Raw genomic sequence first — 24,417 nt, 5'->3', positions numbered from 1 at the left:
AATGTGGAACAATTTCAATACTTACGCTGTCTATTAATCGTTACGCGTTTTTATTTAATATATCAAGAAAGGAAAAAACATTTTTATATAAGGGAGAAGATTGAATTGAAAAAATTATGGATACTGCTTTTCTTTTGTGTCGCAGTTATGTTGGTAGGATGTAATAAAAACGAATCGCCAAAACAAGCATTTGAAGAATATATAAATTTATGGAATGATAAAAAATTTGCAAATATGTATGATCATTTATCAGAACATGCCCAAAAAACGATTTCTAAAAAAGAATTCACAGAGAAATATCAAAAAATTTATGAAGGTATTGGCGTTAAGAATTTAAAAGTTAAAACGAAAGGAGAGAATGCAAAAGATAAAGAACTTTTACTTTTTGAAGTTAAGATGGATACGGGTGGAGGAACAGCTTCATTTATCCATGAGGCAAAACTTGTGAAAGAGAAAGAATCTTGGAAAATAGATTGGACACCAGATTTTATTTTTCCAGGTATGAAAAAAGATTACAAAGTACGTATGCAAATAGAACAAGGAAAACGTGGGGAAATATACGATCGAAATGGGAAAGGTCTAGCAACGAATGGTAAAGCGACTGAAGTTGGAATTATTCCAGAGAAACTCGGCGAAACGGCGGCGCAAACAAAAGAAATAGTAGCACAGTTACTGGATATGTCTATAGAAGAGGTCGATCAGAAGCTTACAGCGAAATGGATAAAACCGGATTCCTTCGTACCAATTGGTATTTTAAAAGAGGGAACTAGACAGAATGATTATATTGAATTAGAAGGAGTATCATCTCGTCCAGTCAATATTCGTACGTATCTATTAGGTGAAGCAGCTGCACATTTAACTGGATATATAGGAAAGGTGAATGCAGAGGAATTAAAATCGCTTCAAAAAAGAGGTTATCAAGCTGATGATTTAATAGGTAAGACAGGTTTAGAGAAAGTACTGGAGAATAAATTGCGTGGTGAAAAGGGTGGACGCGTATTTATAGAAGATGAAAACGGGAAAGAAATTAAAAACGTAGCCAAAAAAGAAGCAAAAGCAGGGGAAAATGTTACGTTAACAATTGATGCTGCAATGCAAGAAAAAATCTATAATGAGATGAAAAATGAAGCCGGCTCTAGTGCAGCGATCAATCCTAAAACAGGTGAAACAATCGCGCTTGTAAGTAGCCCTGCGTATAATCCAAATACAATAGTTAGAGGAGCATCAAAGGCCCAACGAGAAGCATGGAATAACGACTCGAAACTACCAATGATGAATCGCTTCACACAAGCATTTGTACCAGGTTCCGTATTTAAAACGATTACAGGTGCAATTGGTTTGGAAACAAACACAATAAAACCTAAGGAAGAATTTAATATTCAAGGATTAAAGTGGACAAAAGATTCCTCTTGGGGAAATTATTATGTAACACGTGTGAAGGATGCAAGTCCAATTGATTTTGACAAGGCAATGAAGTATTCTGATAATATTTATTTTGCTCAACAAGCTTTGAAAATGGGAAAAGATCAGTATGTAAATGAATTTAAGAAATACGGATTTCATGAAAAATTACCAATTGAATACGAATTTCCTATTTCAATCATTGCAAGAGATGGGATAAAAAATGATATTCAACTAGCAGACACGGGATACGGACAAGGACAAGTATTAATGACACCACTTCATTTAGCATTAACATATGCACCGATTGTGAATGAAGGGAATATTCCGTCGCCTCATCTTTTAAAAGAAGCAAAAGTTACGGGGAATTGGAAAGAAAATGTGATTTCTAAAAAGAATCAAGATATATTAAAGAGTGCATTAATCAAAGTCATTAATGACCCTGATGGTGCGGGGAGAATTGCTAAGATTGATGGTGTAACTCTTGCTGGTAAAACAGGTACAGCAGAATTGAAAGAATCGAAAGAGGCAGACGGAAAAGAACTCGGATGGTTTGCAGCTTTTGATGCAAATAAGCCAGACATGATTGTAACCATGATGATTGAAGATGTAAAAGGAAGAGGAGGGAGCAATGTTCCAGGCGAAAAAGTAAAACATGTTTTTCAGAAATAATAGCTTATCATAAGGTGAAATCTTCTAGTAAATTCACTATATGTTTGCTTAACTCAAAGGTATAAATTGCGTGAAATATAGAACAAATATATTTTGAAAAAGCATTCTTGCTAGTCGAGAATGCTTTTTTACTGTGGCTACAGAAAGTTGATAACTCATCTTCATTTTTGAAAGGTTGACATTGTAAATAGTAAATAGAAGAGTAAAACAAAATGAAATGGACAAGTTTTAAAATTAAACAAAACAGTTATTTAGTAAAACATAAATAGAGCACACAAATAAGCATGCTCTAAGAAAAAATGTGATATAAGTGGAGTGTTGCATGAAATTCACAAATAATAATCAGATTTTTATGAGTGTATTTTTAACATTGTATGCTTTACTTGTTTTTTAGGAGCCTGTCATGTAAGAGAATGTATGGGGGATTATTTTATGAAAGTAATTGCACACCTTTACATTCTCAAGAGGATTTTTCTATCAAAAAAAGATAAACAATGGAACAAATGAAATTTGTATCTTGTCTATATATTGAAACCATAATAAAAGTGAGGGCAGTTTTATGTTTATTCAAATAAGTTTGAGGTGTGGAAATGGAACAGACGTTTATTGAAAAGTGTAATCATGATGAGCTGGACTATGTTATAAAAGACTATTGGCAAGATGTATGGAATTATTCATTTATTATTACGAAAGATCCACACTTATCAGATGATATCACGCAAGATGTATTTATAAAGGTATTTAAAAATTGGAATTCATTTCGAAAGGAGTCATCTATTAAAACGTGGATATTAAAAATCACAAGAAATACGGCAATAAACTATTTGAAATCATCTTATTTTAAAAGAATATCTTTAGTAGGTTTTTTTAGTGACGATAAGCAAACTGTGTCGGCAGAACAAGAATTTTTTAAGCAAGAAGAAATGAATGATGTGTGGAAAGTTGTATTAAAACTACCTAAAAAGCACCGTGAAATAATAATATTGGATGCAAAATATGAATTATCTTATGAAGAAATGGCTGAAACACTAGGAGTATCCATTGGAACTGTAAAATCTAGATTAAGTAGAGCAAGAAGTAAGGTTTCAAAATTAATAGGGGAGGGTAGTAGTGATGAACAATAAACAAAATCCTGACTGGTATAGAAAATTAAAAAAAGGCCCAATGGAACACCGTAAAAACGAAGAAGAATATATTTATAAAATAAAGCAATCTATATATGAAAGTAATGAGGGAGGCTCTCTAAAACAAACAAGACGATTTCGTAAAAAAGCATTGCCAATTGTTGTGGTTTTAGCTTGTACATTTTTATTTTTTATTGTTCAACAACCTTGGCTTGATGATAATAAATCACCGGTACAAAGTAGTACACAAATTAAGCCTAAAACAAAAGATGAGTCTGCTCAAGATCCAACATTAAAACAATTCATGAATGAGTTATATCAAAGTACAAATGTAAAAAATAAAAATGAATTGTATAAAGCGTTAAACGATGAAGTTCAATTTAAAGGGAAGAGTTATAAGAAGGATGAATTGAATTTTGATGAAGATATTTTTCATGAGTTGCAAGTCGCACTTACAATGGGGGGAGAATTTGCAAATAATACAAAACATGTATATAAAGTACCAAGTGGATTGACAGAAAGTAACCAACCAAAGCAACCTCATTTTATATATGCAACTGTTACTGGAAATAAAACGAAAATTTTAGCTGAACCAAAGCGAGAATCACAAGTTTTATATGAAGTATCTAATGAAATGGTAAAAGCTTGGATTCCAGAAAAAGCGCAGAAGGATGAATATATAAAAATATCGACAATTAACGGTAATACTGGATATGTACAAAAAGAGTATGTTTTAACTGACATTAAATACTCATTTATGTTTGAAAAGAATAATGAAGGTGAATGGAAAATAATAAATATAGATTCTATTTGGTAAAAAAGGAAGGTTCATTAAAGTGAACCTTCCTTTTTGTTTTTATTCTCTTTTTGAAGAGTATTCCAGGACTCTAAAATTTCTGATGTAACGAGAGCAGCAATGTTTTTTTCTGAATTACTACCAGGAATAACGACGGAAACGGCAATTTGTGGATCTTCGGTAGGAGCATATGCAATGAATAGAGAATGATTGATCATTCTTGCTTGCTCATTCGGAAAACCTGTAATACCTGTTTTACCAGCGACGTCGAAGGGCAACTTTTTAATTTCCTCTATATTTTGACTCATTCCACCTTGTACGACACTCCAAAAGTTCATTGGGTAACGATTTGAACTTTCTAAAATTGGTTTAAACTTTTTTGTTTCTTTACCATTTTGACCAATAATAGCACTTGCCATTTGTGGTTTATATTTATCACCTTTACTTGCTAAAGTTGCTGCATATTGAGCAAGTTGAAGAGGAGTATGCACTTCATTTCCTCCCCAAGAGGCATTTAATAAAGCGGAAATTCCATTTTCAAACTTATTAGAGGGATGGAATTCATATTGTCCGTCTTCTTCAAAGGGTAAATCAATCCCGGTTTTAGAACGTAGGCCGAATTGCATTAAATAATCTGTCCATATATGTGCCACTTTTTCTATATTTCCATTATTTTGGTTGAATAAGGGCAAAGCTACTTTTGCTGTCATAAATGTGTTAGATGAATAAATGATAGCCTGCCTCGGTGTAATCTCACCTGTTGGTGTTCCAGGTGCATTCGTAATATTATTTTGATTATCATACTGAAAAGTACCCTTATCTAAGTAAGTATCTTCAGGTTGAAAAAGTTTTTCGTTTAATCCAATTAAAATAGTAAGTGGCTTTATAGTAGAAGCCATATTTACATAAGATTCACCATACTTTAATTTTTGAATTGCTTTATTTTGCGAAAGTGATTTTATGTTATTTATTTTAGTTGATACATGTGTATGTAATATATTTGGATCAAAAACTGCCGAGTTGGCCATAGTTAAAATTGCGCCAGTTTTTGCATCGCTCACTACAGCATAACCAGCTTTAGCATCAGGTGTTTTCTTAATTTGAGATCTTAATGCTTCCTCTGTTTTTTGCTGCAACTCAGAGTCTAAAGATAGCCGGACATCTTTTCCTTTTTGTACTTTTTGAATGTTCCATAAGAACTTTTTATTATTCAATTTAAAAATAAGAGTTTTACCTGGTTTTCCTTTTAAATCATTTTCATATTGCAACTCAATCCCGCTTTTTCCAACAACCATATACTTTGAATTAAGGTCATGTTCTACATACCCAATTACCTGTGAACCAATTTCGTGTTTAGGATAATAACGTATTACTTCATCTTTAATTATTACATTTTTGGGTTTGTTTTTGTTTATGAATGCAAGTTCGTTCTCAGTTATGTCAGAGTATAACGGTATATCATTCATAGTTTGCTTTTTACAAGATTGTTGTAATTGAGATTTTATATTCTCTGTAGAAATATGATGTTGAAACTCGTTTGAAAATTGATTAAAAAAAGCTAATGTGTTTGCTGTATCTTGTTTTGATAGCTTGTCCTCATTAGAAGTGCAATATAAAGACCTAACTTTCTTATTTGTAGCTAGTATTACACCATTTTGATCAAGTATTTCTCCTCTTTCAGCTGAAGAAGTTTCGGTAGTAATTGACACGAAATGGCTTTTTAATAAAATGATTAAAATAACACCTACAATAGAAATAACCGCTATAAATCTCCATCTTTTTATTTTTGTATGTAACATAAAATCCTCCCTTTTTAGCCTATTCCATATTATAGTTAATTATTTTTTTTGTAAATGTGGAACAACTTTATTATTTAGATTGTCTATTAAGTATTACAGCATGAAGAAAGGAATAAATAGTATGAAATTTTACTTTTAAGATGAGTCGTTATACAGTGTAGCATTTCTAATGCAAACGACAAAAAATAGAGAGAAAACAAGACAGGAGAGTTTTGAACTACGTAGCAAAACGAAAAGAAATGGATGCTTACAATGGTTTCGTGAAAAAGTCGAAACGATATTTATCCCGCTATTTGTCGGGCAGTAAGATCCCCACCTCAAAATTCAGCGGAAGCAAAGAAGTTAGATGGGGGATCAACTGTCCGTAAAAGCTCGATTGGTGAGGATTGATTAAGGTTTCACTTTATAATCGGCCATCGTTACGTAATATATAAGCAAATATATGGAGGATTTATGGAAAAGCAAAAAGGAAATAAGAAGACATATATATCTATTCGATTAAATATCATGTTCCTTTGTATATTTTTACTATTCTCAGCTATTATTATGCAGCTAGGGAAAGTACAAATTGTTGAGGGAGAGGCTTATAAGAACCAAGTGGAAAGTAGTCAAAATGCAATAACGAGTATTCCAGTTCCACGTGGACAAATTTTAGATCGGGAAGGGAAAACAGTCGTTAATAATAAATCTCTTCGCACAATTACGTATACAAGGGTAAAGGGGATTACGAGTGAAGCTATTTTAAAAACAGCAAAAGACTTGGCGGAAGTACTTGAAATGCCCGAACAAGATATAAATAAATTAACTGATATCGATAAAAAAGATTTTTGGATGCAGTTGAATACGAAACGTGCGGAAACAATGATTACGAAAAAAGATATAGAAAAGTTTAAAGAAAAGGGAATAGAGGGAAAAGAGTTAGATAAAAAAATAGAAGAATTAAGACGAAGTCAAGTTACAGAAGGTGAATTGGCAGAATTAACAGCACAAGATTTAAAGGTGTTAGCTATTAAAAGTAAAATGAGTTCAGGTTATCAACTAACACCACAAATTATAAAAAAAGATGTAACAGATCAAGAGTATGCGCAAATCAGTGAAAATCTTGCGGATTTTCCAGGGGTAGATGCAACGGTTGATTGGGAGCGCAATTATGTAAATGGTGATTTATTTCGTTCCGTGTTAGGTAATATTACGAGTAGTGAAGAAGGTTTGCCAAAAGAAAATTTAGATTCTTATTTAGTACGCGGATATAACCGTAATGATCGTGTAGGGAAAAGTTACATTGAACAACGATATGAAGATGTGTTACATGGCACAAAAGAAGAAGTGAAAAATATTACAGATAAATCAGGAAATATTATAAACACAGAAATAATTTCTAAAGGAAAAAGTGGTAATAGTTTAACATTAACGATTGATATGGAATTACAACAGAAAGTGGAAGAAAGTTTAGAGAAAAATTTGAGAACTTTTAAGAGTTCAGAGCCACTATTGGACCGAGCTTTTGTTGTTATGACGAATCCAAATAACGGACAGATTTTATCTATGGCAGGCAAAAGGGTTGTAGAAAAAGAAGGGAAAATGGAAATCGAGGATTTGGCATTAGGTAATATGACAACTTCGTATGAACTAGGATCAGCTGTAAAAGGTGCAACTTTATTAACTGGATATGAGACAGGGGCAATACAACCAGGAGATCAATTTTATGATGCACCGATGAAATTTAAAGGTACACAAGCTAAGAAATCGTGGAATGTATCCGGATTTGGTAATATTAATGATTTACGAGCTCTACAAGTATCTTCGAATGTATACATGTTCCAAACAGCTTTAAAAATTGCGGGCGTTCATTACGTACCAAATGGTTCATTGGATATAAAACAAGAAGCATTTAATACGATGCGTTATTATTTTAAGCAATTTGGCTTAGGAGTTCCTACGGGTATTGATTTACCGAATGAAATAATTGGACAAACTAGAAAAGTAGATAGCCAGCCTGGGTTTTTACTAGATTTTTCTATCGGACAGTATGATACGTATACGCCATTGCAATTAGCACAATATATTTCAAAAATTGCTAATGGCGGTTATAGAATGCAACCTCAAATTGTACAAGAAATACGAGAGCAATCAATAAAAGAAGAGGTTGGAAAAGTTATTCGCTCAATAGAGCCTGTCGTATTAAATCGAATTGATATGAAGACAGAACATATTAATCGGATAAAAGAAGGCTTTAGATGGGTATTCCAAGAAGGTGATGGAACTGGCGTGAAGTATTTCAAAAATGCTCCATATAAACCAGCAGGAAAGACAGGAACAGCTCAAACTGTATATGGTGGAGATGATCCAATTGGTAGAAATGCAAAAGGAGAACGTATGGAATGCTACAACTTAACGTTAGTTGGATATGCTCCATACGATAATCCAGAAGTAGCGTTCTCAGTAGTGGTTCCGTGGCTTCATAATGATAAAAGTGGAATTAATTCTATAATTGGAAAGGAAGTTTTAGATGCATACTTTGATTTAAAACAGAAACGTATACATGGTGAAGCTGCTAGTACAGATAGTTCTAAGTAAAATTAGTAATATTCGAGTGCTTTTCTCAGGGAAGAGACCCTGTTTATATAAAGGTATTTATAAGTGGAAAATGAGATGTGAAATAAGAGATAGCGGCGATCATAGCTACTATTTCTTATTTTGTTAATAACTCTCATACTAATTATAAATTTTTTAGTTTATGGAACAAATTTGTTTCGGTGATTGTCTATTATGTGTACGTATAAAGAGGTATTAAGAATTTGAAAGGAATGATGATTTTGAAAAACAAGAGGATGCTAAAAATAGGAATATGCGTTGGTATATTAGGTATAAGTCTTACAAGCTTAGAAGTTTTTAAAGGAGAGACATTGCAAGTTGAAGCGAAAGAAAAGACTGGAAAAGTGAAACATAAAAATCAGGCGACGCATAAAGAGTTCTCTCAACTTGAGAAGAAATTTGATGCACAATTAGGTGTATATGCGATTGATACTGGTACAAATGAAACCATTGCTTATCGACCTAACGAAAGATTTGCCTTTGCATCAACTTACAAGGCTTTAGCGGCAGGAGTATTGCTACAGCAAAACTCAATTGATACATTAAATGAAGTTATCAAATTTACGAAAGAAGACTTAGTGGATTATTCACCTATTACAGAGAAACATATAGATACTGGAATGACGCTAGGAGAAGTTGCAGAGGCTGCAGTTGGTTATAGTGATAATACTGCAGGAAACATTTTATTTCATAAAATAGGCGGACCGAAAGGGTATGAAAAAGCGCTTAGACAGATGGGGGATCGGGTTACTATGTCTGATCGCTTTGAAACAGAATTAAACGAAGCTATTCCAGGAGACATTCGTGATACTAGTACAGCGAAAGTAATGGCTACGAATCTTAAAGATTTTACGGTCGGAAATGCGCTTCCAGATGATAAACGTAAAGTACTTACAGATTGGATGAAAGGGAATGCAACTGGAGACAAGCTTATTCGTGCGGGCGTACCAACTGACTGGATAGTTGGAGATAAATCGGGTGCTGGCAGTTACGGTACAAGAAATGATATTGCTATCGTTTGGCCGCCAAATAGATCACCAATTATCATCGCAATTTTATCTAGTAAAGATGAGATAGAGGCTACCTATGATAATCAACTCATTGCAGAGGCGGCTGAAGTTGTCGTTAATACTTTTAAGTGATAATCTCTCAATTCTTTATGTAATGTAATTGAAAATATGAACTTGGAAAGCGATTCTTTTTAATGTGAAAAGAATCGCTTTTTGTATTCCTAATACATTTATAATCCAGCTAACAAAAGAATTAAATATATTATATGTAGTATTACGAATAGCTATACTGGTTAAGATTCCTATGAAGGCGCTTTATCAGTAAGAGAAATATGTAATTATACATATTTCTTTTTTATAATGTTTTTATATACAAAATCCCTTACATATGCATTATCGATTATATTCAAAATGTCACAGGCCTTGATATGTCTGTAAAAACGTATCAAAATTTTACTTTAAGACACACGGTATATAAATTTTTGATTGGGCAAATTCCTCTTTTTTAGGAAGAGTAAAAACACCTACTATAAAAATTTTCACAACAGAGCCAGATAACGTGATAAAGTATTTATTGCTGTGCATGTAAATATCAAAAAAAGCCTTACAAAATGATGTTTGTATTGGTGTAGCTTATACAATTTTAGGAAATTAATAGCATTTTATGACGTTATTATTAACCTAGTTTTCAAGAAATAGAGGTGAGTGTAGGATGACTAAACCTTTTAAAAAAAATAGTCGTTATATGGTAGGGTTGGACAGTCTAAGGGGTCTAGCTATACTAGGTGTTATTTTGTATCATATTAATTTTAATTGGATGCCTGGAGGGTTTTTAGGAGTTACAGTATTTTTTGTACTTTCAGGTTATTTAATTACAGATATTCTAGCCATGGAGTGGAAGAGAAATAAGAGAATTGATTTGAAAAAATTCTGGCTTAGTAGGGCAAGAAGATTGCTTCCAGGAATGCTTGTTATGCTCGTTATAACATTGGCATGGATTACGATTTTTCATAGCTCTTTACTTGAAAAAATGCGTGGAGATTCATTAGCGGCATTATTTTATGTTAGTAACTGGTGGTATATATATCATAAATTATCCTACTTTGATAATTTTAACCAGATTTCGCCATTAAATCATTTTTGGTCGTTAGCAGTCGAGGAACAATTCTATGTTGTCTGGCCGTTTATTATTAGTTTAGGACTTTACTACATAAACAAACAATCCCGTATGATTTTATTGATTTGTCTAGGAGCATTTGCTTCAGCTTTAGCAATGGCAATTTTGTATGAACCTGGAGTTGATCCGAGCAGAATATATTATGGTACAGATACGAGGGCCTTTTCATTACTTATTGGAGCGGTACTTGCCTTAGTTTGGCCAAGCAATAGGCTTGCTAATAAAATTATCCCGAAGGCGCGTTTCATTCTTGATGTAGTGGGTGGCATTGCTCTTATTATTATTTTGGTTATGTTTTGGAAGACCAATCAATATGATCCATTTCTATACAAGGGAGGAATGGTTCTCTTATCAATTGCAACAGCATTGTTAGTGGCAAATCTAGCTCATCCAGCTAGTCGCATTGCTCAATTTTTACGATTTAGACCTTTACGTTGGGTAGGGATAAGATCGTATGGCATATACCTCTGGCATTATCCAATTCTGACATTAACGACTCCAAAAGTAAATGCAGGGGATTTTTCAATAATAAGAGCAATCCTTCAATTTCTTCTAATAATATTGATTGCGCAAATTTCATGGAAGTTTATCGAAAAACCAATCCGACAAGGTGCGCTCCGGAACATTCAGTTTAAGAACTTAAGACTTCAAAATGTCACTTTAGGTGTTAAGTTAGCTTTAGTTTGTTCATTATTCTTTACGTCAATGGCAGTTTTAGGCTTATCAAATGCTAGTAAGGCTAAGGGGAATTATCAACAAGATAAGGTGGAAGCAGTACAAACACAACCGGCGCCACATCCAGTTGCTGTTTGGGAAAAACCAAATCAAGAAACGCCTCTAAATCAAGGGGAATCAAAAGAAGTAAATTCTGCATACCCTAAAAATCCGCTCACAGTTACTGCGATAGGCGATTCCGTTATGATTGATATTACTCCATATTTAAAAAATACTTTTCCTGATATTAGGATTGATGCGCAAATTGGCCGTCAGCTGTCAAAAGCGATTCCAGTAGTTGAACAGTTAAAAAATGAAGGGAATTTAGGAAACTATGTCATTATCGGATTAGGTACAAATGGAGCCTTTACTACTGAGCAACTTGTTTCATTAATAAAATTAATTGGAAACGAACATAAAATAATATTTATTAATACGAGAGTGCCACGTCCGTGGGAATCAATTGTGAACGAGAGACTGAAAGTAACAGTAACTAAATATCCTAATGTAACTCTAGTTGATTGGTATGCAGCAAGTGCTGGAAAGAAAGACTACTTTGCACCTGATGGTGTTCATTTAACCAATGTAGGTGCAGAAGCATACGCAGTCCTTGTGGCTAAAGCGGTTAATCAATAATTAATTATATTTGATCAAATTCTTTTGCAAAGTTAGCTGAAATAAAAAAGATCTATGTTTGAAGAAATAAATTTTTGGCATTTAGCAATAATTCCTGTAATTCATAATACAATGACAAGCGAAGTTTGGTTGAAGACTTCGCTTTTTTGTACAGGACATGAATGGTCTCTATACCTTTTACTATACCATAACAAAAATGTTGAATTCCTGTGGTTTTAACAAAATGGTTGTCACTTTATATGTTAATAATCCTGTTCTGTAGGGTTCGCCGTTTTTTATTATATGTTATGTTGTAGTTTTTATATAAAGCATATTAAAAAGTGAGCGTTTCTTTCTGATAAATTTTGGGGTTAATTTACTAAGGACTATGACAAATTTAAGAACAAGAAGAAAAGTATTTGATACTAGAATTCTGGAAGCGCTAGGATAGAAATTAAATGTTTTTGTAAAAAAAGAATTGACTTATATACTAGTTGTAACTAGAATAGTTACACGAAGGTGTAATCAAATAAGTTACATATGGTGTCTGTTTTTTGAAAAAAATGTGCACAGTTATCTTTTGTTAAAAATCAAATTTAATCTTTTTTGAAAGGGTTAGTTTTGAAAAATATATTAAGGTAACTCAAAAAAGAACAAGATATAAAAAGATGTACTTATATAAACCCGAAATTTAGCTGAGCTGGATAATAAAAATAAAGGTAGGAGATTTAAATGGAGACGAAACAAGATAACCTTATTTATGTATGGGACGCTTATTGTGGATGGTGCTATGGCTTTTCAGAAAGTATTAAAGGGTTTTACAAAAACCACACTGAAATACCGTTAACCGTTTTATGTGGAGGTTTATTTTTAGATAATTTACCAATGAAAAATTTCTCATATATAGAAGAGGGAAATAAAAGAATTAATCAACTCACAGGTGCAGAATTTGGTCCTTCATATCAAAAATTGGTGGAAGAAGGTACTTTTAAAATGAATTCGAAAGATGCTGCAATTGGTTTTTCGGCATTACGCTCATTAGCTCCAGGCCGTTTGTTAGAATTCACTTCGGCTATGCAAAAAGCGTTTTATTATGAGGGACAAAGTCTAAGTGATCCTGAGACATATCGTAAGATTGCAATCGAGCATGGTTTGGACCCTGAACAAGTATTAGAACGCTTAAACGCTCAAGAAACAGTAATAGATGTCCAAAATGATTTCAATAAAGTTCGACAGCTTGGTGTTAATAGTTATCCTTCATTACTTTTACAAAAGGATAATCAAATTATTCCTATTGGTGGCGGGGTAATGACGCCAGATAAAATCGAAGCACGTTTTAAAAGTTTATATTAAAAAATCTTAAGCTACAGTATATTGCATGTAACGTTTTAAGAAAAACTACTATAAGTAAATGGACTAAACCTTTTTTATAATAGTTGGTTTCAATTTGTATTTAAATAGTCCAATTTTATTATAGGCCATAGTAATAAACATATTATCTTACACCAACTGACATTTATCTCCCGAATAAATGTTTGTGCTGTCACACTTTCAGGTGAATTGAATAGGGAGTTTCTATTTGAACAAGAAAAAATGTGTGATTTATTTCATAACTTTAACAAAAGGAGAGAAACATTCTATGTTTAAAACAATCGATACAAATCAAAAAGATGTAAAATTGACGGTGTTTAGTTCAGACGAAAAAAGTTTCATGGTCACTGCAACCTTAGTTGAGAAAGCAGGACATGCATTTTTAATAAACTCAAAATTTACTCAGTCTGATTCGAAAGAAATAATTGATTATCTGAAAAAAAATAGCTTATCTCTAGATAAAATCTTTATTATTCATGGGGATCCAGACTACTATTTTGGATTAGAGAGCATTAAAGCTGCTTATCCAGAAGCTATAGCGTATGCTACAGAGTCTACTGTTGAACATATTGTTCATTCTGTCTTAGGAAAATTAAAAGTTTGGAAAGATGCACTTGGAGAAAATGCACCAAGTAATGTGATATTACCTCAAGTGTTTAAGGAAAAATCTATTGGTTTTCAGGGACTAACATTTGAACTAGTAGGCTTAGATCATTACAGAACTAGCCTGTTTAATAAAGAGCTAAAATTATTAATTGGTGGTATTGATGTATTTAACGAAATACATGTATTCTTAGCAGATACTAGTTCAAAAGCAGCAATGGAGGCATGGATTGAGAACTTGAAAGTGTTACAAGCATTACAAGCTGACGTAATTGTACCTAGCCATGGATCAATTGAAAAATCATTAAATAATCAAGCAATTACTGAAACTATGGATTATTTAAGAACTGCAATTCAAGCTTCTGAGGAAAGTAAGAATTCAAAAGATTTTGTAGCAAAACTTGATGCAGCATATCCAGGCTATGCAAATAAAGGTGTATTAGAATTAAGTGCAAAAGTTGTAACAAAAGAAATGCCTTGGGGTTAATGCTATGAATGAATATCAAAAACTATTACACGAAACGTATGTGTTAACTGGCGAAGGAAAATTAGATACTTTTAAAACGTATTTAAGTGAAAATATATCTTGGACAGAAGCTGCTGGGTTTCCATATGTGAGCACTTATGTAGGTCCTGATGAAGTAGTTAAAAATGTACATGAACGTCTTGGGACTGAATGGGATAACTATAGCGATAAAGATGAAATTTATGCTTTTAATAACAATACTGTTATCGTGTATGGAAAATATAGTGGAACGTATAAAGTAACAGGGAAATCATTTGTAGCAGATTTTTGTCATCTTTATGAGTTTGATGAGAACGATAAGGTTAAGAAGTTTATTCAAATTGTGGACAGTGCAACTGTTAATGAGGTATTAAGTTAGGATTACTAGTTTCTAACATGCCTCGTATAAGGAGTATTGTTAGAATAAATGTGTTTTCCTAACAATATCTCTTACATCACATTATGGGAAAGATTTTTCCTGTATCAAAGGTGTTAACGAAGATGAATTATAAAATTAGAAGAGGTAGGTATATATGAAAGTAGAGAAAAATTTAATAGTAATAATTATTTCTGTGTTTATTTTAGGAATTGTGTCGACTTTGATATTTCAAGCTTCAACTGGTAATACCAAAGGCCATTCAATAAAGGGTGAGAATGCTGCATCGGTATCGAAAGGTAATGTGACAGAAAAAGAAAAGAATAAAAAGATGGTAGTCGATTTCTATAATGAAGTTTTTAACAAACATAATATCGATATTATCCCTAAATATGTAAGTGAAGATTATAAGCAACATAATCCTTTTGTTGCTGATGGCCGAAAAGCCTTCATGAATTTCTTTAAGGAGGACTTTGTAAAAAATCCAAATTCCTCTGCAGAGATTAAACGTGTAGTAGCTGAAGGAGATACAGTTGCCCTCCATGTACATTCTCGTACTAATTCTCAAGATAAGGGAGTTGCTATAGTGGATATTTTTCGTATAAAGGATGGAAAGATTGTTGAACATTGGGATGTAATTCAAGAGATTCCAAATGAAGCCGCTAATAATAATACGATGTTTTAGGTAGAAGATATCTCTAATATTTGTTTAATTGTTAGAGATATATATAATCTTGAAATTTAGACAAGTTATGTTTTAAGATGAGTAAAAATAAAGGGATGTCCTAGATATGTTACTAGGACATCCCTTTTTGTTTTAATAAGATTTAATCTAATATGATGTATAGGGTACTTATTGTATGTATTTTTTATCATTAAATCACTTCATGATTAATGACAATCGCTTATGTCTTGAAAAACTATTCATTTATTTGAAATATAGTTTCATCAGGTCTAGAGAATCCATACAATTTCCTTGCGAACTTTAAAATACCTTTTTCGCTCTCTGTTAAAGTTTTAATATCGTTTTCATAATAACGTCCTATGAGTTCTAATTCAGACAATCTTTTCTTTTCTTTATTTAGTGTAATTTGTTTTTCTTGAATCATTTGTTCTTGCTTATAAATGGAGATTTGAATGGAAATAACCATAGGTAGCATAAAAGCAAGTGCTAATAAAAGGCGACGTCTTAGCTTTTTATTCGTTTGTGGGTTCTTGCTAGGATTAATTTGTATTTTTGAGATTGATTGTTGTGGTAGTGAATTTGGGATACTCCCCATTTTAATGCCTCCATTACCTATGTATAGAATTTAAACTGCTTAAAAGTATTATATATGCTAAATAGATAATTTTGAACTTATTTGTGTAAAGAGAAGTTTTATGAAATTTTAAAAAAATCTCTATTTAGTTGCAAATAAAAAGCGCCATAAAAGGTGCTCAATAACTACCACTGAGTTGATCATGATTATTTTACGTATGTTCCTGATAAATGTGCATTTTTGTATAAAAACTTTATTTTATCAATTTGTAGGTTGATACAGTTCCCCAAACGAAAAGAACCAAGTAAAAAAGTCTTTGTAGTAGGCCTGCAGGTAAGGGGAAAAGAAAAACAAGTGAGATAAGGATTGTTATTACTATTAAGCTTAGTAAACAGAAATATGTCCATTTTCCATCTTTTTTAAGATTCTTAGCAAAAATAAATAATCCAGGAAATACAGTAAGCATACCTATCCAAACTAGAATAGAATGTCCAATTAGGTTTATATCTGCAGGGATTAATCCTGAAACTATAGTAGAGACTCCTATTATAAGTATAAAAAATGTTGCTATTTTATTAATTTTTGTTTTTTCTAGATGTTGTGAAATAAATAGTACTCCAATACAAAATGTTATTCCATTAAGAATAAAGAGTAAATTCATCCAAAAGTGATTAGGGGAGCATATTTCATAAGGCGCTATTTCGTAGGTGAATTCTCCACAGGTTGTTACACCTAGGTCACTCATTGCATGATGCAAATAGTTATAAGGTGCTGTAGAAGTGAAAATAAAGAAAGGTTCAATTAAAAAGTATAGGCAAGTTGCAATCCAGCTAAATAAGCCAATCCTATTTGATATATACATTAGATTCCTCCCTTGAAAAAGTATAGTTCCATTATAGATGGTTACAATATTGAAAGTGAAAATTGTAAATTGAGAGTCGATAATTCTGTTCAATAATATAGGATTTTCTGGACAAATATGCTTAGCGGAAAGACGTATAAAAAATGGATGGAGCAAAACTTAACAAAATAGTTATTTGAAAATAACTAACGGCAAAAACGTCAGGCAAACAATTAAGTTGCCTGACGTTTTTGCATGGTAAAGGATAGATTCCTCTACAAAGGAGAGAAATAAAGAAAAATGTTTTTAAATGAAATTCATAAAAGATTGATAGGCACTAACGAGGGAAAATACCGTAGCTATCGCATGTGCAGTCCATTTAGGCTATTTAATTTTAATATGGTGTTGTGTAAGATTCTGTATACGATATAAATGATCAATACAAATGCAATTAATTGAAGTGCTAACAAAAATAGTGGTTGTTCTAAAGCACTAAAGTCAAGTTGTTCCATTAATTTATCACACTCTTCATTTAATATATTAATATAATTAAAATAAAGGGTGTGAAGGTTTTTACTATAAAGTTTTAAATCTGTATATATTTGATGGTAGATAAGTGAATGTTAACCAAAACCCTACTGTATAAAAAGGAGAAGCGCTTAATCCGGACGCTCCTCTTAATGCCAATATACAATAACTATTCCATTATAATGTATAAGCGTAAAATATTTAACAATTAGCTATGTGATAAAAATTTCATTTTGTATTAGTTTAAAAATAAAAAAGAGCACTTAATAAAGTGCTCTCGTGACGAGATACATTTTGTAAAGACTATTTTATAAAGAAAGGAACACTGAATATTATATGTGCGTGCATTTAATTGAGTTCGTTTTTTACAAAAAAGAGCAGTTAGTAAAAGCTAACTGCTCCAATCATGGAATATGGTTCGAATTGGGTTGTCTATATTATTGACGGAATATTGAGTTTTATTCAGGGGTACCTAAAGGTTTTCTTTTTAACTTAATCCATATACCACAAACAAAATAATGGCTAAAAATACAGATAATGAAAATGTCAGAAAGACTGTTATTATACTCCTGAGCATCGCTTTCCAGTTGCTTACTTTAGTTGTGTTCTGCCATTATGGTGAGATTTGTAATTCTATTAAAAATAGTAACAGCTCGTCCAAACTTATCTAATCTATCTTACATAGTATGTAGTAATAAATTTAAAGGAGGAATCTAGTATGTCTTATTACTACGATGATTATTGTAAGGATTCCAAAAAGAAATATCATGACTGTCATAAAAGCAGTAAGAGTTATGACAAATGTGATAAAAAGCATGAGGAAAAGCCTTGGTTTAATGTAAAAGTGAATTGTTGTTCTGATGATAAGGGATATAATCTTGTAAGAGCATCTGCTTTTAGAGCTGTGAGTACAGTTAATCAAAATTTGCCAGCAAATACATTTGTTAAAGTTTTATTCCAAAATGAACAATTTGATTTAGCAAATGAATATAACCCAGCAACATCTATTTTTATACCAAAGACAAGAGGTGTTTACTCTGTTATTGGAACAATTGCGTTCATTCCCAATAATCTAAACGTGAACTATAGAGCGCGGGTAGAAATTCGTGTTAATGGGAATCCGGCAATTGCAATAGATAATGATTTTTTTGGCCCAATAAACTTTGCTAATGTTGTAGCTGTTTCATCGATAATTCAATTGAATGCAGGGGATATAGTTGAGGTTTTTGCACAAAGTAGCGTAGCTGGAGTTATTTCAAATGTAGAAAATAGTACGCATTTTGAAGCCGCAAGATTCCCGTCTCCACAAGTATAAGTAGTATGAAATCTTGTCAGTAATTTTATCTAAATAAAGTCCCTAATTTATATTTGCCCTGCATAAATGCAAGGCTTTTTTCTTTGTAAAAAAGTCATTCGAAGAGGAAAATAAACGAATTTCTTCCTAGTTGTATAGAAAGTGGTGGGTGATATGAAGTGAAGCAAAAACACGTGTTAGCTCAAGAAGATTACATGAAAGGTATGAAGTACAAGGAACTGGCTGAGAAAAAAAGCATGGTTGGAATCGAAAAGGGCTGCACCTAGATGCCTAAAGGTGAAAGAACAAATTGTTTGGCAGTAACATTGCAAACTTATCAATCTATTCTAGGGTTTGTTACAGGGTACGATGAGACTAAGAAGTTCTTAAAATTGAAAAAATCCCCTTAATAATGTTAAAGAGACCTTGCTCACGCAAATAATCTGTAAATCAATTCATTTTTGATATACAGATCATTTGTATGATAATATTTATAAAGAATGAAATTACATAAATGCTTTTAGAAGTTCTTGAATTAATGGGATTGCTCCACCAATAAATTTTAAAACTGCCATTGCGATTTCCATAGTATTCTCTCCTCTGTTTTTGTATTAAGATGTGTGAATCTTTATAACTTTATTATAGTAAGCGTTTTCATTTATAACAATACATTTTTGTATGCAATATTGCATATTTATACGTTTAGACAAAAAATAGGCTCTATTAGTCATTCTTTAATGGTATCATATCGAGGAGTGAGTCTTTAAGGGTTTTCACTAATAGGAGGAAATATGGAAAGAGTACAAGTAATTTACAGTAATCTGAAAATTAAAATTTGGGCTAAACAGGTATTAGCTGTAGGAGGAATATTAGGTTTCTGCTACTTGGTGTTATATGTTTTTAGTTTCTTAGTTGTTATGTAAATATTATATAACTAAACTAGTATAGTCTTGCCTTGCCTAGATAGGTAAGGCTCTTTTGTTTTTATCTGTGATGAGCAAACTACATACAAAACCTCTCAAGTTTGTCAGATACTATGTATGGTGCCTTATTTCTCTATGTTTTAGAACGGCTAACCCCTATCATTGAAAGTAAATAAACTTCTATTTAAAAGTTTCCATTTATATTGAAAACACAATTGTATTGATAAAAAATGTGTTTTTACTAGATACATCTTAAAAAGACAAGCATAAGTTATATTACGTTTTGATAAAATCTTTTTATCTTTGAAAAGAATTTAAATCTTACTAATAGATTTGATCCCTTTCTGTATACCGTAATTCTTATATTACTATATAAATATAATATATTGAAAATGATTTAAAAGCAAGAATATTAGTAGGGTCCGCCACATGCCCATCAACTTAAGGTTTTAAAGTAGCCCCTAAATGAAGAATTTTTAATGTTGATGTATTAAAATATATAATTGTATATTTTAATACAAAAAGAGAGAGGGAAGATAATAAAACGTTCCTTATATGGGGACGGCTGTCCAATTAACATGTGCTGGAGTTTGATCTCAATGGCATGAGATGTCTTCTCTAAATAGTATGAACAAGAGATTTTAAGATAAAAGTGCAAATAATTAAGCTACCTGCCTGTTCCTAGCAGATACGGAGGGAAGAGCCCGTTTTGAAAGAGTGCAGTCAATGGGGGGAAGGCACTCTATGAGTAAGGAGTGTATCGAAAGTGATACTCAATAATTAATAATGAGATAATCATGATTAGTGTATGTACATTTTTAATGTATATGAAGTCTTTATTTTATAACAAGAGAAAGAGAACACCTTGTATAAGTGCCCTTTAAAAAATGTCACAAGATAATTACTACATACTTAATTAACTGTAATATTTATGGCAAGAGTGGTTTTCACTATTCTAAAAAACCGAATAAAAACGTTATTTTAAAAGGTATTCTTTGAATTTCTATTTATACTAATATAAATAAAAAATGAATAATCTTGATATAACATACAAAAGATTGTTCAAGAAAGCGCAATATCTATAATAACATTTGGAGGTAGCATTATGATTGAAAATTTAAAAAGACACCCTCATTATGGTCACACTTTAGCTGACCATCCTATGGAGCATCATCGTCATCCATTATCACATCACGGTCCTATTGTTCATGTTAAAGGAATCATAAAACAAGTGGAAGAAGATGATACAAACCCTCAAGGGGGTACTCATCAACATATTATAGTTGATCAAGTAGAACTTATTGATGCTCATGGATTACCAGAATCATTAACTATCGATACGATAGTATTTTGTGCAATTCGTTATGGGGATACTTTAGGAATACCAAATCGTATCCCAGATTTAGAAGAGGGAGAAGAAATTGAATTACAAGGTGAGTATTTAGATAAAACTACTGCGACTCCAAGCGAAGGTAACCCAGGGTATGCGGTAATACACTTTACTCATCGTCCTGTAGGATTTATTAAGTATCATGGGAAAGAGTACAGATAGAGATTTGAATAACAGAAAAAAACAAAACTAATTTCCAATTTGTTGAATGGAATGTATCACATGTAAGTGATACATTCCATGAATTACTTTATTACTAAGAAGTATTTTATATTTTAACGTTTCGCATATCTTTACTCGAACTTTATGGGTGGAAGAGTTAAGGAGGAATCATAGATGAAGAAGGAGTTGAAATTAGCATTTTCTGGAGGTGGGTTTAGAGCGACTTTTTATGCATTAGGGGGATATAAACGTTTAGTTGAATGTAAGCTAGATCATTGTGTAAATAGCATTAGTTCTGTTTCAGGTGGCAGCATTACTGCCGCCGCTATTATGCTTGCATTACATAAAGGTGGATCATTCCGTAATGTAAATGATTTTGAAGAACGTGTAGTGAATCCGTTGGTAAAATTAGGACAAATAGACCTTCGTACAAAGTTACTTACAAATTCGTTTACAAAACAAGCATTGTCTTTCAAGTCTATTCGTGAAAAATGCAGCAAAGCCTTTCCGACAATGTTAGATAAATATTTATGTCAAGGGGTAAGAATGAAGGAATTAGAAAATTCCCCTATCAAATGGTACTGTAATACAACTTGTTTAGATACGATGAGAATGTTTTATTTTTCCAACCAAGAAATATATGGAACACTTATTGGAAAATCAAATGATTTTGATGATATTACAGTTTCTTATGCTGTTGCGACCTCAGCTGCTTTTCCAATTTTATTCGCACCTATATCACTATCATTAGAGGGAAGAAATTTTAGTGATCTAGAAAATAGGATGCAGGGGAATCCTTTGTTGAAATTTGACACACTTTGGTTTTCTGATGGAGGGGTATTTGATAATATCGGGACTGAGCCGATATTAATATCAGATGGTGATAACAAAAACAGTAGTTCTCCTTCAAATACAAAACATAGAAAAGAGCCTATGAAATTTATTCCCGATCCAGACGCAAGTATTGATGAAATTTACCTTGTTTTAGACGCTTCTGCATCTGAAAAATTTTGGAAAGAAGATGAAGTACCTTCGCATTTTGAATTAACGAAACGGATTTTAGATACATCTAATAGTCAAATTGTAGTTTTAAGGAGAAGACTATTAAAAACCTTAGATCCCCAAATATACCCAGGATTGCAACTTATTCTTAGTAAACCTATTCAATCTTTATTCGAAAAAAATAATAATCCTTTTTATAATGATAAAACTTCTTTACCCGATTATAAATTACCAAATCGTTCTAAGGATGTTGAAAGTCTGTTAGCTGGTCTTCGCACTGATTTAGACAGCTTTCATGATAGTGAGATTAATACTTTAATGCGTGCGGGCCAAATAAGAATGGATATCGCGTTAAGATCGTTATTACCTGAGTACATGGAGAATATAAATACTGTGCCTATTCCTGTATTTCCTTCGGAAGATATGGATGGTCTAGAAAAAATATTACGCCGGGGTGGAAAACATAGATTTACGGGAGGATTTTTTGAGAATTTACATGATGTAGATAAATTTTAAAATAATGAAAATGTTTTGTGAAATTTTTATTATTTTAAAAATACTAATGATATTCATACGCTTGTAGTTTGAAATTATCAAATGGGGAATTTTAAAAAAATAAATTAAAATAGCCAAAATGAGAATTAGTTAAATCAAACAATAGATAAAACTGAATATTATGTTGATAAAAGAAAATCATAGTTGTCATGCATGAGTTATAAAGTTAATCAAAAGAAATTAATAACTTTTAGAAGAGGGATTTTAAATATTATATAGTCCGACTAGAAAACTAGAGGACATCAATTCATTAAAGTAGCAATGAAAGCTGTTTTAGGAATAGGTGTTCTTTTTATTATGAAAAAAGAGATGAGAAATTGAAGGTATTAAGAGATCAGTTACGTGAGTAAAAAAGCAATCCAAGAAAAGAAAGAAGAAAAAACAAAAAGAGAAATTAAGTACTCGTGAAATTGGGGGAATGGGGATGCATAGTCCTTATTATGAACGTAGACGCGAAGCGTTAAGACAAAAGTGATTTTAAAATAAAAAGCAGTGGTTTTACATGATTAAACAATTATCTTTCTTACCAAAAACCGATAGATTAGCAATGCAAGGGTAGTTAGAGGGTGTTCTTATATAAATAGTTAGGAATGATTCGTAAGGAAATGAAAGTCACTACTCCTTATGAAAGGAGAGAACGTGGCCCTATACATACTGTTGGAAAGGCTTTGGAGGATATAGCGATTGCAAATTTGCAATAAAGCGGGCATGAAGAGTGGTTGGAGTCAATGTCATTCCGTATTGATTAGTTTTTAAGCCGATTAGATCATGGCTGTACTGGTAGGATGTAGAGGGAGATTATTAATGAAGGAGAATCTGTATGTGATTATATGGTCTATAGCGAAATTGGAATGGCTGAACGTATTTATCATCGTTGGAAGTTGAGAGCAATTTCTAATTTCGCTTTTGCCCTTAAATTAGAAATTAAGAAGTAATTGATTTAAAGCCAAAAAAAGACCACCCTTTTAGGCGGTTTTCTTTTTCAGATATTTGTATCACAATTATTTTTTTGTATGTGGTTAAAACTAGTTTTTAAGAAGCATATGCTTTAGCAACTGCAGAAATTCTTTATCACTTTTATCATCTTTTATATAATCCTGTTCATAGTTAAAAATCATTCGTACTAACATAAATGCTGTTAGCGGTAAAGGTACCTTATGCAAAGTTCCTTGCTGATAACCTTTTTCGAGCAAATTACTTATCATTTTAATTGCTTCTTCTTCAGATTTTTTAAAACAAGCTGTAATTTCAGGTGAATGGTACTCTTTATATTCTTGAAAGAGTGTAGAAACAAAGGGATCTTGATGATATTCTAGGCTGATATAATGAAGGATTTTTTGTATTCGAAGTAAAACATCTTTTTCCTCTTTATATAAATCAAATAATTGTGAGCGTTTAAGCTGAATATGACGCATATAGCAGTCACATAATATTTCAGTTTTATCTGTATAGTAATAATAAATAGTTCCTTTACCAACTTTAGCTTTTTTTGCAATTTCATCAACCGTTGTGTTACGGACACCACGCGTAGAGAACAGTATTGTGGCAGATTGAATGATTTTCTTTTTTTTATTTTCTTTTTCTAATTTGATCATTGTCTACACCCTATCCTTGAAATATTTAGCGAAGTTTTCTTTCATTACATTCTCTATCAGTCGATTTATCATTTTTTAACGCCTAATAGAAAGTCCCCTAGTTGCTCCTT

18 protein-coding genes and 4 pseudogenes are annotated in these 24,417 nt (G+C 32.1%); 15 read left to right on the top strand and 7 right to left on the bottom strand.

Annotated elements, in window-relative coordinates:
• Window positions 1-105 precede the first annotated feature (105 nt).
• From MR083_RS02255 to MR083_RS02245, 3 genes are all read left to right on the top strand, one after another.
• A complete protein-coding gene (locus tag MR083_RS02255; RefSeq protein WP_242268411.1) occupies window positions 106-2,073 on the top strand; it encodes a penicillin-binding transpeptidase domain-containing protein in 1,968 nt (655 codons plus the stop codon).
• Window positions 2,074-2,663: 590 nt separating this feature from the next.
• Window positions 2,664-3,197: an RNA polymerase sigma factor gene (locus tag MR083_RS02250; RefSeq protein WP_000438333.1), complete on the top strand. Its 534-nt coding sequence runs from the start codon at window positions 2,664-2,666 to the stop codon at window positions 3,195-3,197.
• Entirely contained in the window at window positions 3,187-4,014 is an 828-nt protein-coding gene (locus MR083_RS02245; RefSeq protein WP_242268410.1) for an SH3 domain-containing protein, read from the top strand. The genes MR083_RS02250 and MR083_RS02245 overlap by 11 nt, the downstream gene beginning before the upstream one ends.
• 14 nt (window positions 4,015-4,028) lie before the next feature.
• Here MR083_RS02245 and MR083_RS02240 read toward each other — a convergent pair whose 3' ends face one another.
• On the bottom strand, window positions 4,029-5,792 hold the full coding sequence (locus MR083_RS02240; protein ID WP_242268409.1) for a peptidoglycan D,D-transpeptidase FtsI family protein: 1,764 nt from the start codon (window positions 5,790-5,792) through the stop codon (window positions 4,029-4,031).
• 169 nt (window positions 5,793-5,961) lie between these two features.
• Between MR083_RS02240 and MR083_RS02235 the strand changes: the two genes are divergently transcribed.
• From MR083_RS02235 to bla, 3 genes are all read left to right on the top strand, one after another.
• Window positions 5,962-6,099 (top strand): hypothetical protein, encoded by a 138-nt coding sequence (locus MR083_RS02235; RefSeq protein WP_011040347.1) that lies wholly within the window; start codon window positions 5,962-5,964, stop codon window positions 6,097-6,099.
• A gap of 146 nt (window positions 6,100-6,245) precedes the next feature.
• Entirely contained in the window at window positions 6,246-8,369 is a 2,124-nt protein-coding gene (locus tag MR083_RS02230; protein WP_242268408.1) for a peptidoglycan D,D-transpeptidase FtsI family protein, read from the top strand.
• A gap of 212 nt (window positions 8,370-8,581) precedes the next feature.
• Window positions 8,582-9,529 (top strand): class A beta-lactamase Bla1, encoded by a 948-nt coding sequence (gene bla, locus MR083_RS02225; protein ID WP_396022291.1) that lies wholly within the window; start codon window positions 8,582-8,584, stop codon window positions 9,527-9,529.
• A 7-nt stretch (window positions 9,530-9,536) separates the two neighbouring features.
• On the opposite strand, the pseudogene MR083_RS02220 reads toward bla, so the two are convergent.
• Window positions 9,537-9,703: pseudogene (locus tag MR083_RS02220) on the bottom strand (undecaprenyl-diphosphatase); the annotation flags it as partial.
• Between the two features lie 406 nt (window positions 9,704-10,109).
• On the opposite strand from MR083_RS02220, the gene MR083_RS02215 reads away from it, so the two are divergent.
• From MR083_RS02215 to MR083_RS02195, 5 genes are all read left to right on the top strand, one after another.
• Window positions 10,110-11,924, top strand: coding sequence for an acyltransferase family protein (locus MR083_RS02215; protein WP_242268404.1), 1,815 nt, complete (start codon window positions 10,110-10,112; stop codon window positions 11,922-11,924).
• A gap of 711 nt (window positions 11,925-12,635) precedes the next feature.
• Window positions 12,636-13,256, top strand: coding sequence for a DsbA family protein (locus MR083_RS02210; RefSeq protein WP_048554401.1), 621 nt, complete (start codon window positions 12,636-12,638; stop codon window positions 13,254-13,256).
• Between the two features lie 286 nt (window positions 13,257-13,542).
• Window positions 13,543-14,364: an MBL fold metallo-hydrolase gene (locus tag MR083_RS02205; protein WP_087952689.1), complete on the top strand. Its 822-nt coding sequence runs from the start codon at window positions 13,543-13,545 to the stop codon at window positions 14,362-14,364.
• A gap of 4 nt (window positions 14,365-14,368) precedes the next feature.
• On the top strand, window positions 14,369-14,761 hold the full coding sequence (locus tag MR083_RS02200; protein WP_242268402.1) for a nuclear transport factor 2 family protein: 393 nt from the start codon (window positions 14,369-14,371) through the stop codon (window positions 14,759-14,761).
• 154 nt (window positions 14,762-14,915) lie between these two features.
• A complete protein-coding gene (locus tag MR083_RS02195; protein ID WP_087996896.1) occupies window positions 14,916-15,443 on the top strand; it encodes a nuclear transport factor 2 family protein in 528 nt (175 codons plus the stop codon).
• A 235-nt stretch (window positions 15,444-15,678) separates the two neighbouring features.
• On the opposite strand, the gene MR083_RS02190 is transcribed toward MR083_RS02195, so the two are convergent.
• From MR083_RS02190 to MR083_RS02180, 3 genes and pseudogenes are all read right to left on the bottom strand, one after another.
• Complete coding sequence (locus tag MR083_RS02190) at window positions 15,679-16,038, bottom strand: FtsB family cell division protein (RefSeq protein WP_087952269.1); 360 nt, start codon at window positions 16,036-16,038, stop codon at window positions 15,679-15,681.
• Window positions 16,039-16,270: 232 nt separating this feature from the next.
• On the bottom strand, window positions 16,271-16,879 hold the full coding sequence (locus MR083_RS02185; RefSeq protein ID WP_087952268.1) for a DUF998 domain-containing protein: 609 nt from the start codon (window positions 16,877-16,879) through the stop codon (window positions 16,271-16,273).
• A gap of 285 nt (window positions 16,880-17,164) precedes the next feature.
• A pseudogene (locus tag MR083_RS02180) lies at window positions 17,165-17,370 on the bottom strand (hypothetical protein).
• Window positions 17,371-18,104: 734 nt separating this feature from the next.
• On the opposite strand from MR083_RS02180, the gene MR083_RS02175 reads away from it, so the two are divergent.
• Entirely contained in the window at window positions 18,105-18,701 is a 597-nt protein-coding gene (locus MR083_RS02175; RefSeq protein WP_242268400.1) for a complement C1q domain-containing protein, read from the top strand.
• Window positions 18,702-19,186: 485 nt separating this feature from the next.
• Here the strand turns inward: MR083_RS02175 and MR083_RS27985 are convergent.
• Window positions 19,187-19,372, bottom strand: a pseudogene (locus MR083_RS27985) (hypothetical protein).
• Window positions 19,373-20,708: 1,336 nt separating this feature from the next.
• On the opposite strand from MR083_RS27985, the gene MR083_RS02170 reads away from it, so the two are divergent.
• From MR083_RS02170 to MR083_RS02160, 3 genes and pseudogenes are all read left to right on the top strand, one after another.
• A complete protein-coding gene (locus tag MR083_RS02170) occupies window positions 20,709-21,155 on the top strand; it encodes a hypothetical protein (RefSeq protein ID WP_014893727.1) in 447 nt (148 codons plus the stop codon).
• Between the two features lie 174 nt (window positions 21,156-21,329).
• The gene (locus MR083_RS02165; RefSeq protein WP_242268398.1) at window positions 21,330-22,673 is read left to right on the top strand and encodes a patatin-like phospholipase family protein; all 1,344 of its coding nucleotides are present in this window, start codon (window positions 21,330-21,332) and stop codon (window positions 22,671-22,673) included.
• A 541-nt stretch (window positions 22,674-23,214) separates the two neighbouring features.
• Window positions 23,215-23,647, top strand: a pseudogene (locus tag MR083_RS02160) (ArpU family phage packaging/lysis transcriptional regulator).
• 90 nt (window positions 23,648-23,737) lie between these two features.
• Here the strand turns inward: MR083_RS02160 and MR083_RS02155 are convergent.
• Complete coding sequence (locus MR083_RS02155) at window positions 23,738-24,307, bottom strand: TetR/AcrR family transcriptional regulator (RefSeq protein WP_242268396.1); 570 nt, start codon at window positions 24,305-24,307, stop codon at window positions 23,738-23,740.
• Window positions 24,308-24,417 lie beyond the last annotated feature (110 nt).

The organism is Bacillus cereus group sp. BfR-BA-01408 (assembly GCF_022663305.1).
GTDB classification, from domain to species: Bacteria; Bacillota; Bacilli; order Bacillales; family Bacillaceae_G; genus Bacillus_A; species Bacillus_A pacificus.
The sequence above is the reverse complement of the archived record's forward strand: the minus strand, read 5'-3'. Positions and strand labels throughout refer to the sequence as shown.

What these genes read in the sequence shown, in the direction of transcription:
- MR083_RS02250 (WP_000438333.1), top strand. Translation starts at nt 2,664, where the DNA reads ATGGAACAGACGTTTATTGAAAAGTGTAATCATGATGAGCTGGACTAT.
- MR083_RS02245 (WP_242268410.1), top strand. Translation starts at nt 3,187, where the DNA reads ATGAACAATAAACAAAATCCTGACTGGTATAGAAAATTAAAAAAAGGC.
- MR083_RS02240 (WP_242268409.1), bottom strand. Translation starts at nt 5,792, where the DNA reads ATGTTACATACAAAAATAAAAAGATGGAGATTTATAGCGGTTATTTCT.
- MR083_RS02235 (WP_011040347.1), top strand. Translation starts at nt 5,962, where the DNA reads ATGCAAACGACAAAAAATAGAGAGAAAACAAGACAGGAGAGTTTTGAA.
- MR083_RS02230 (WP_242268408.1), top strand. Translation starts at nt 6,246, where the DNA reads ATGGAAAAGCAAAAAGGAAATAAGAAGACATATATATCTATTCGATTA.
- MR083_RS02215 (WP_242268404.1), top strand. Translation starts at nt 10,110, where the DNA reads ATGACTAAACCTTTTAAAAAAAATAGTCGTTATATGGTAGGGTTGGAC.
- MR083_RS02210 (WP_048554401.1), top strand. Translation starts at nt 12,636, where the DNA reads ATGGAGACGAAACAAGATAACCTTATTTATGTATGGGACGCTTATTGT.
- MR083_RS02205 (WP_087952689.1), top strand. Translation starts at nt 13,543, where the DNA reads ATGTTTAAAACAATCGATACAAATCAAAAAGATGTAAAATTGACGGTG.
- MR083_RS02200 (WP_242268402.1), top strand. Translation starts at nt 14,369, where the DNA reads ATGAATGAATATCAAAAACTATTACACGAAACGTATGTGTTAACTGGC.
- MR083_RS02195 (WP_087996896.1), top strand. Translation starts at nt 14,916, where the DNA reads ATGAAAGTAGAGAAAAATTTAATAGTAATAATTATTTCTGTGTTTATT.
- MR083_RS02190 (WP_087952269.1), bottom strand. Translation starts at nt 16,038, where the DNA reads ATGGGGAGTATCCCAAATTCACTACCACAACAATCAATCTCAAAAATA.
- MR083_RS02185 (WP_087952268.1), bottom strand. Translation starts at nt 16,879, where the DNA reads ATGTATATATCAAATAGGATTGGCTTATTTAGCTGGATTGCAACTTGC.
- MR083_RS02175 (WP_242268400.1), top strand. Translation starts at nt 18,105, where the DNA reads ATGTCTTATTACTACGATGATTATTGTAAGGATTCCAAAAAGAAATAT.
- MR083_RS02170 (WP_014893727.1), top strand. Translation starts at nt 20,709, where the DNA reads ATGATTGAAAATTTAAAAAGACACCCTCATTATGGTCACACTTTAGCT.
- MR083_RS02165 (WP_242268398.1), top strand. Translation starts at nt 21,330, where the DNA reads ATGAAGAAGGAGTTGAAATTAGCATTTTCTGGAGGTGGGTTTAGAGCG.
- MR083_RS02155 (WP_242268396.1), bottom strand. Translation starts at nt 24,307, where the DNA reads ATGATCAAATTAGAAAAAGAAAATAAAAAAAAGAAAATCATTCAATCT.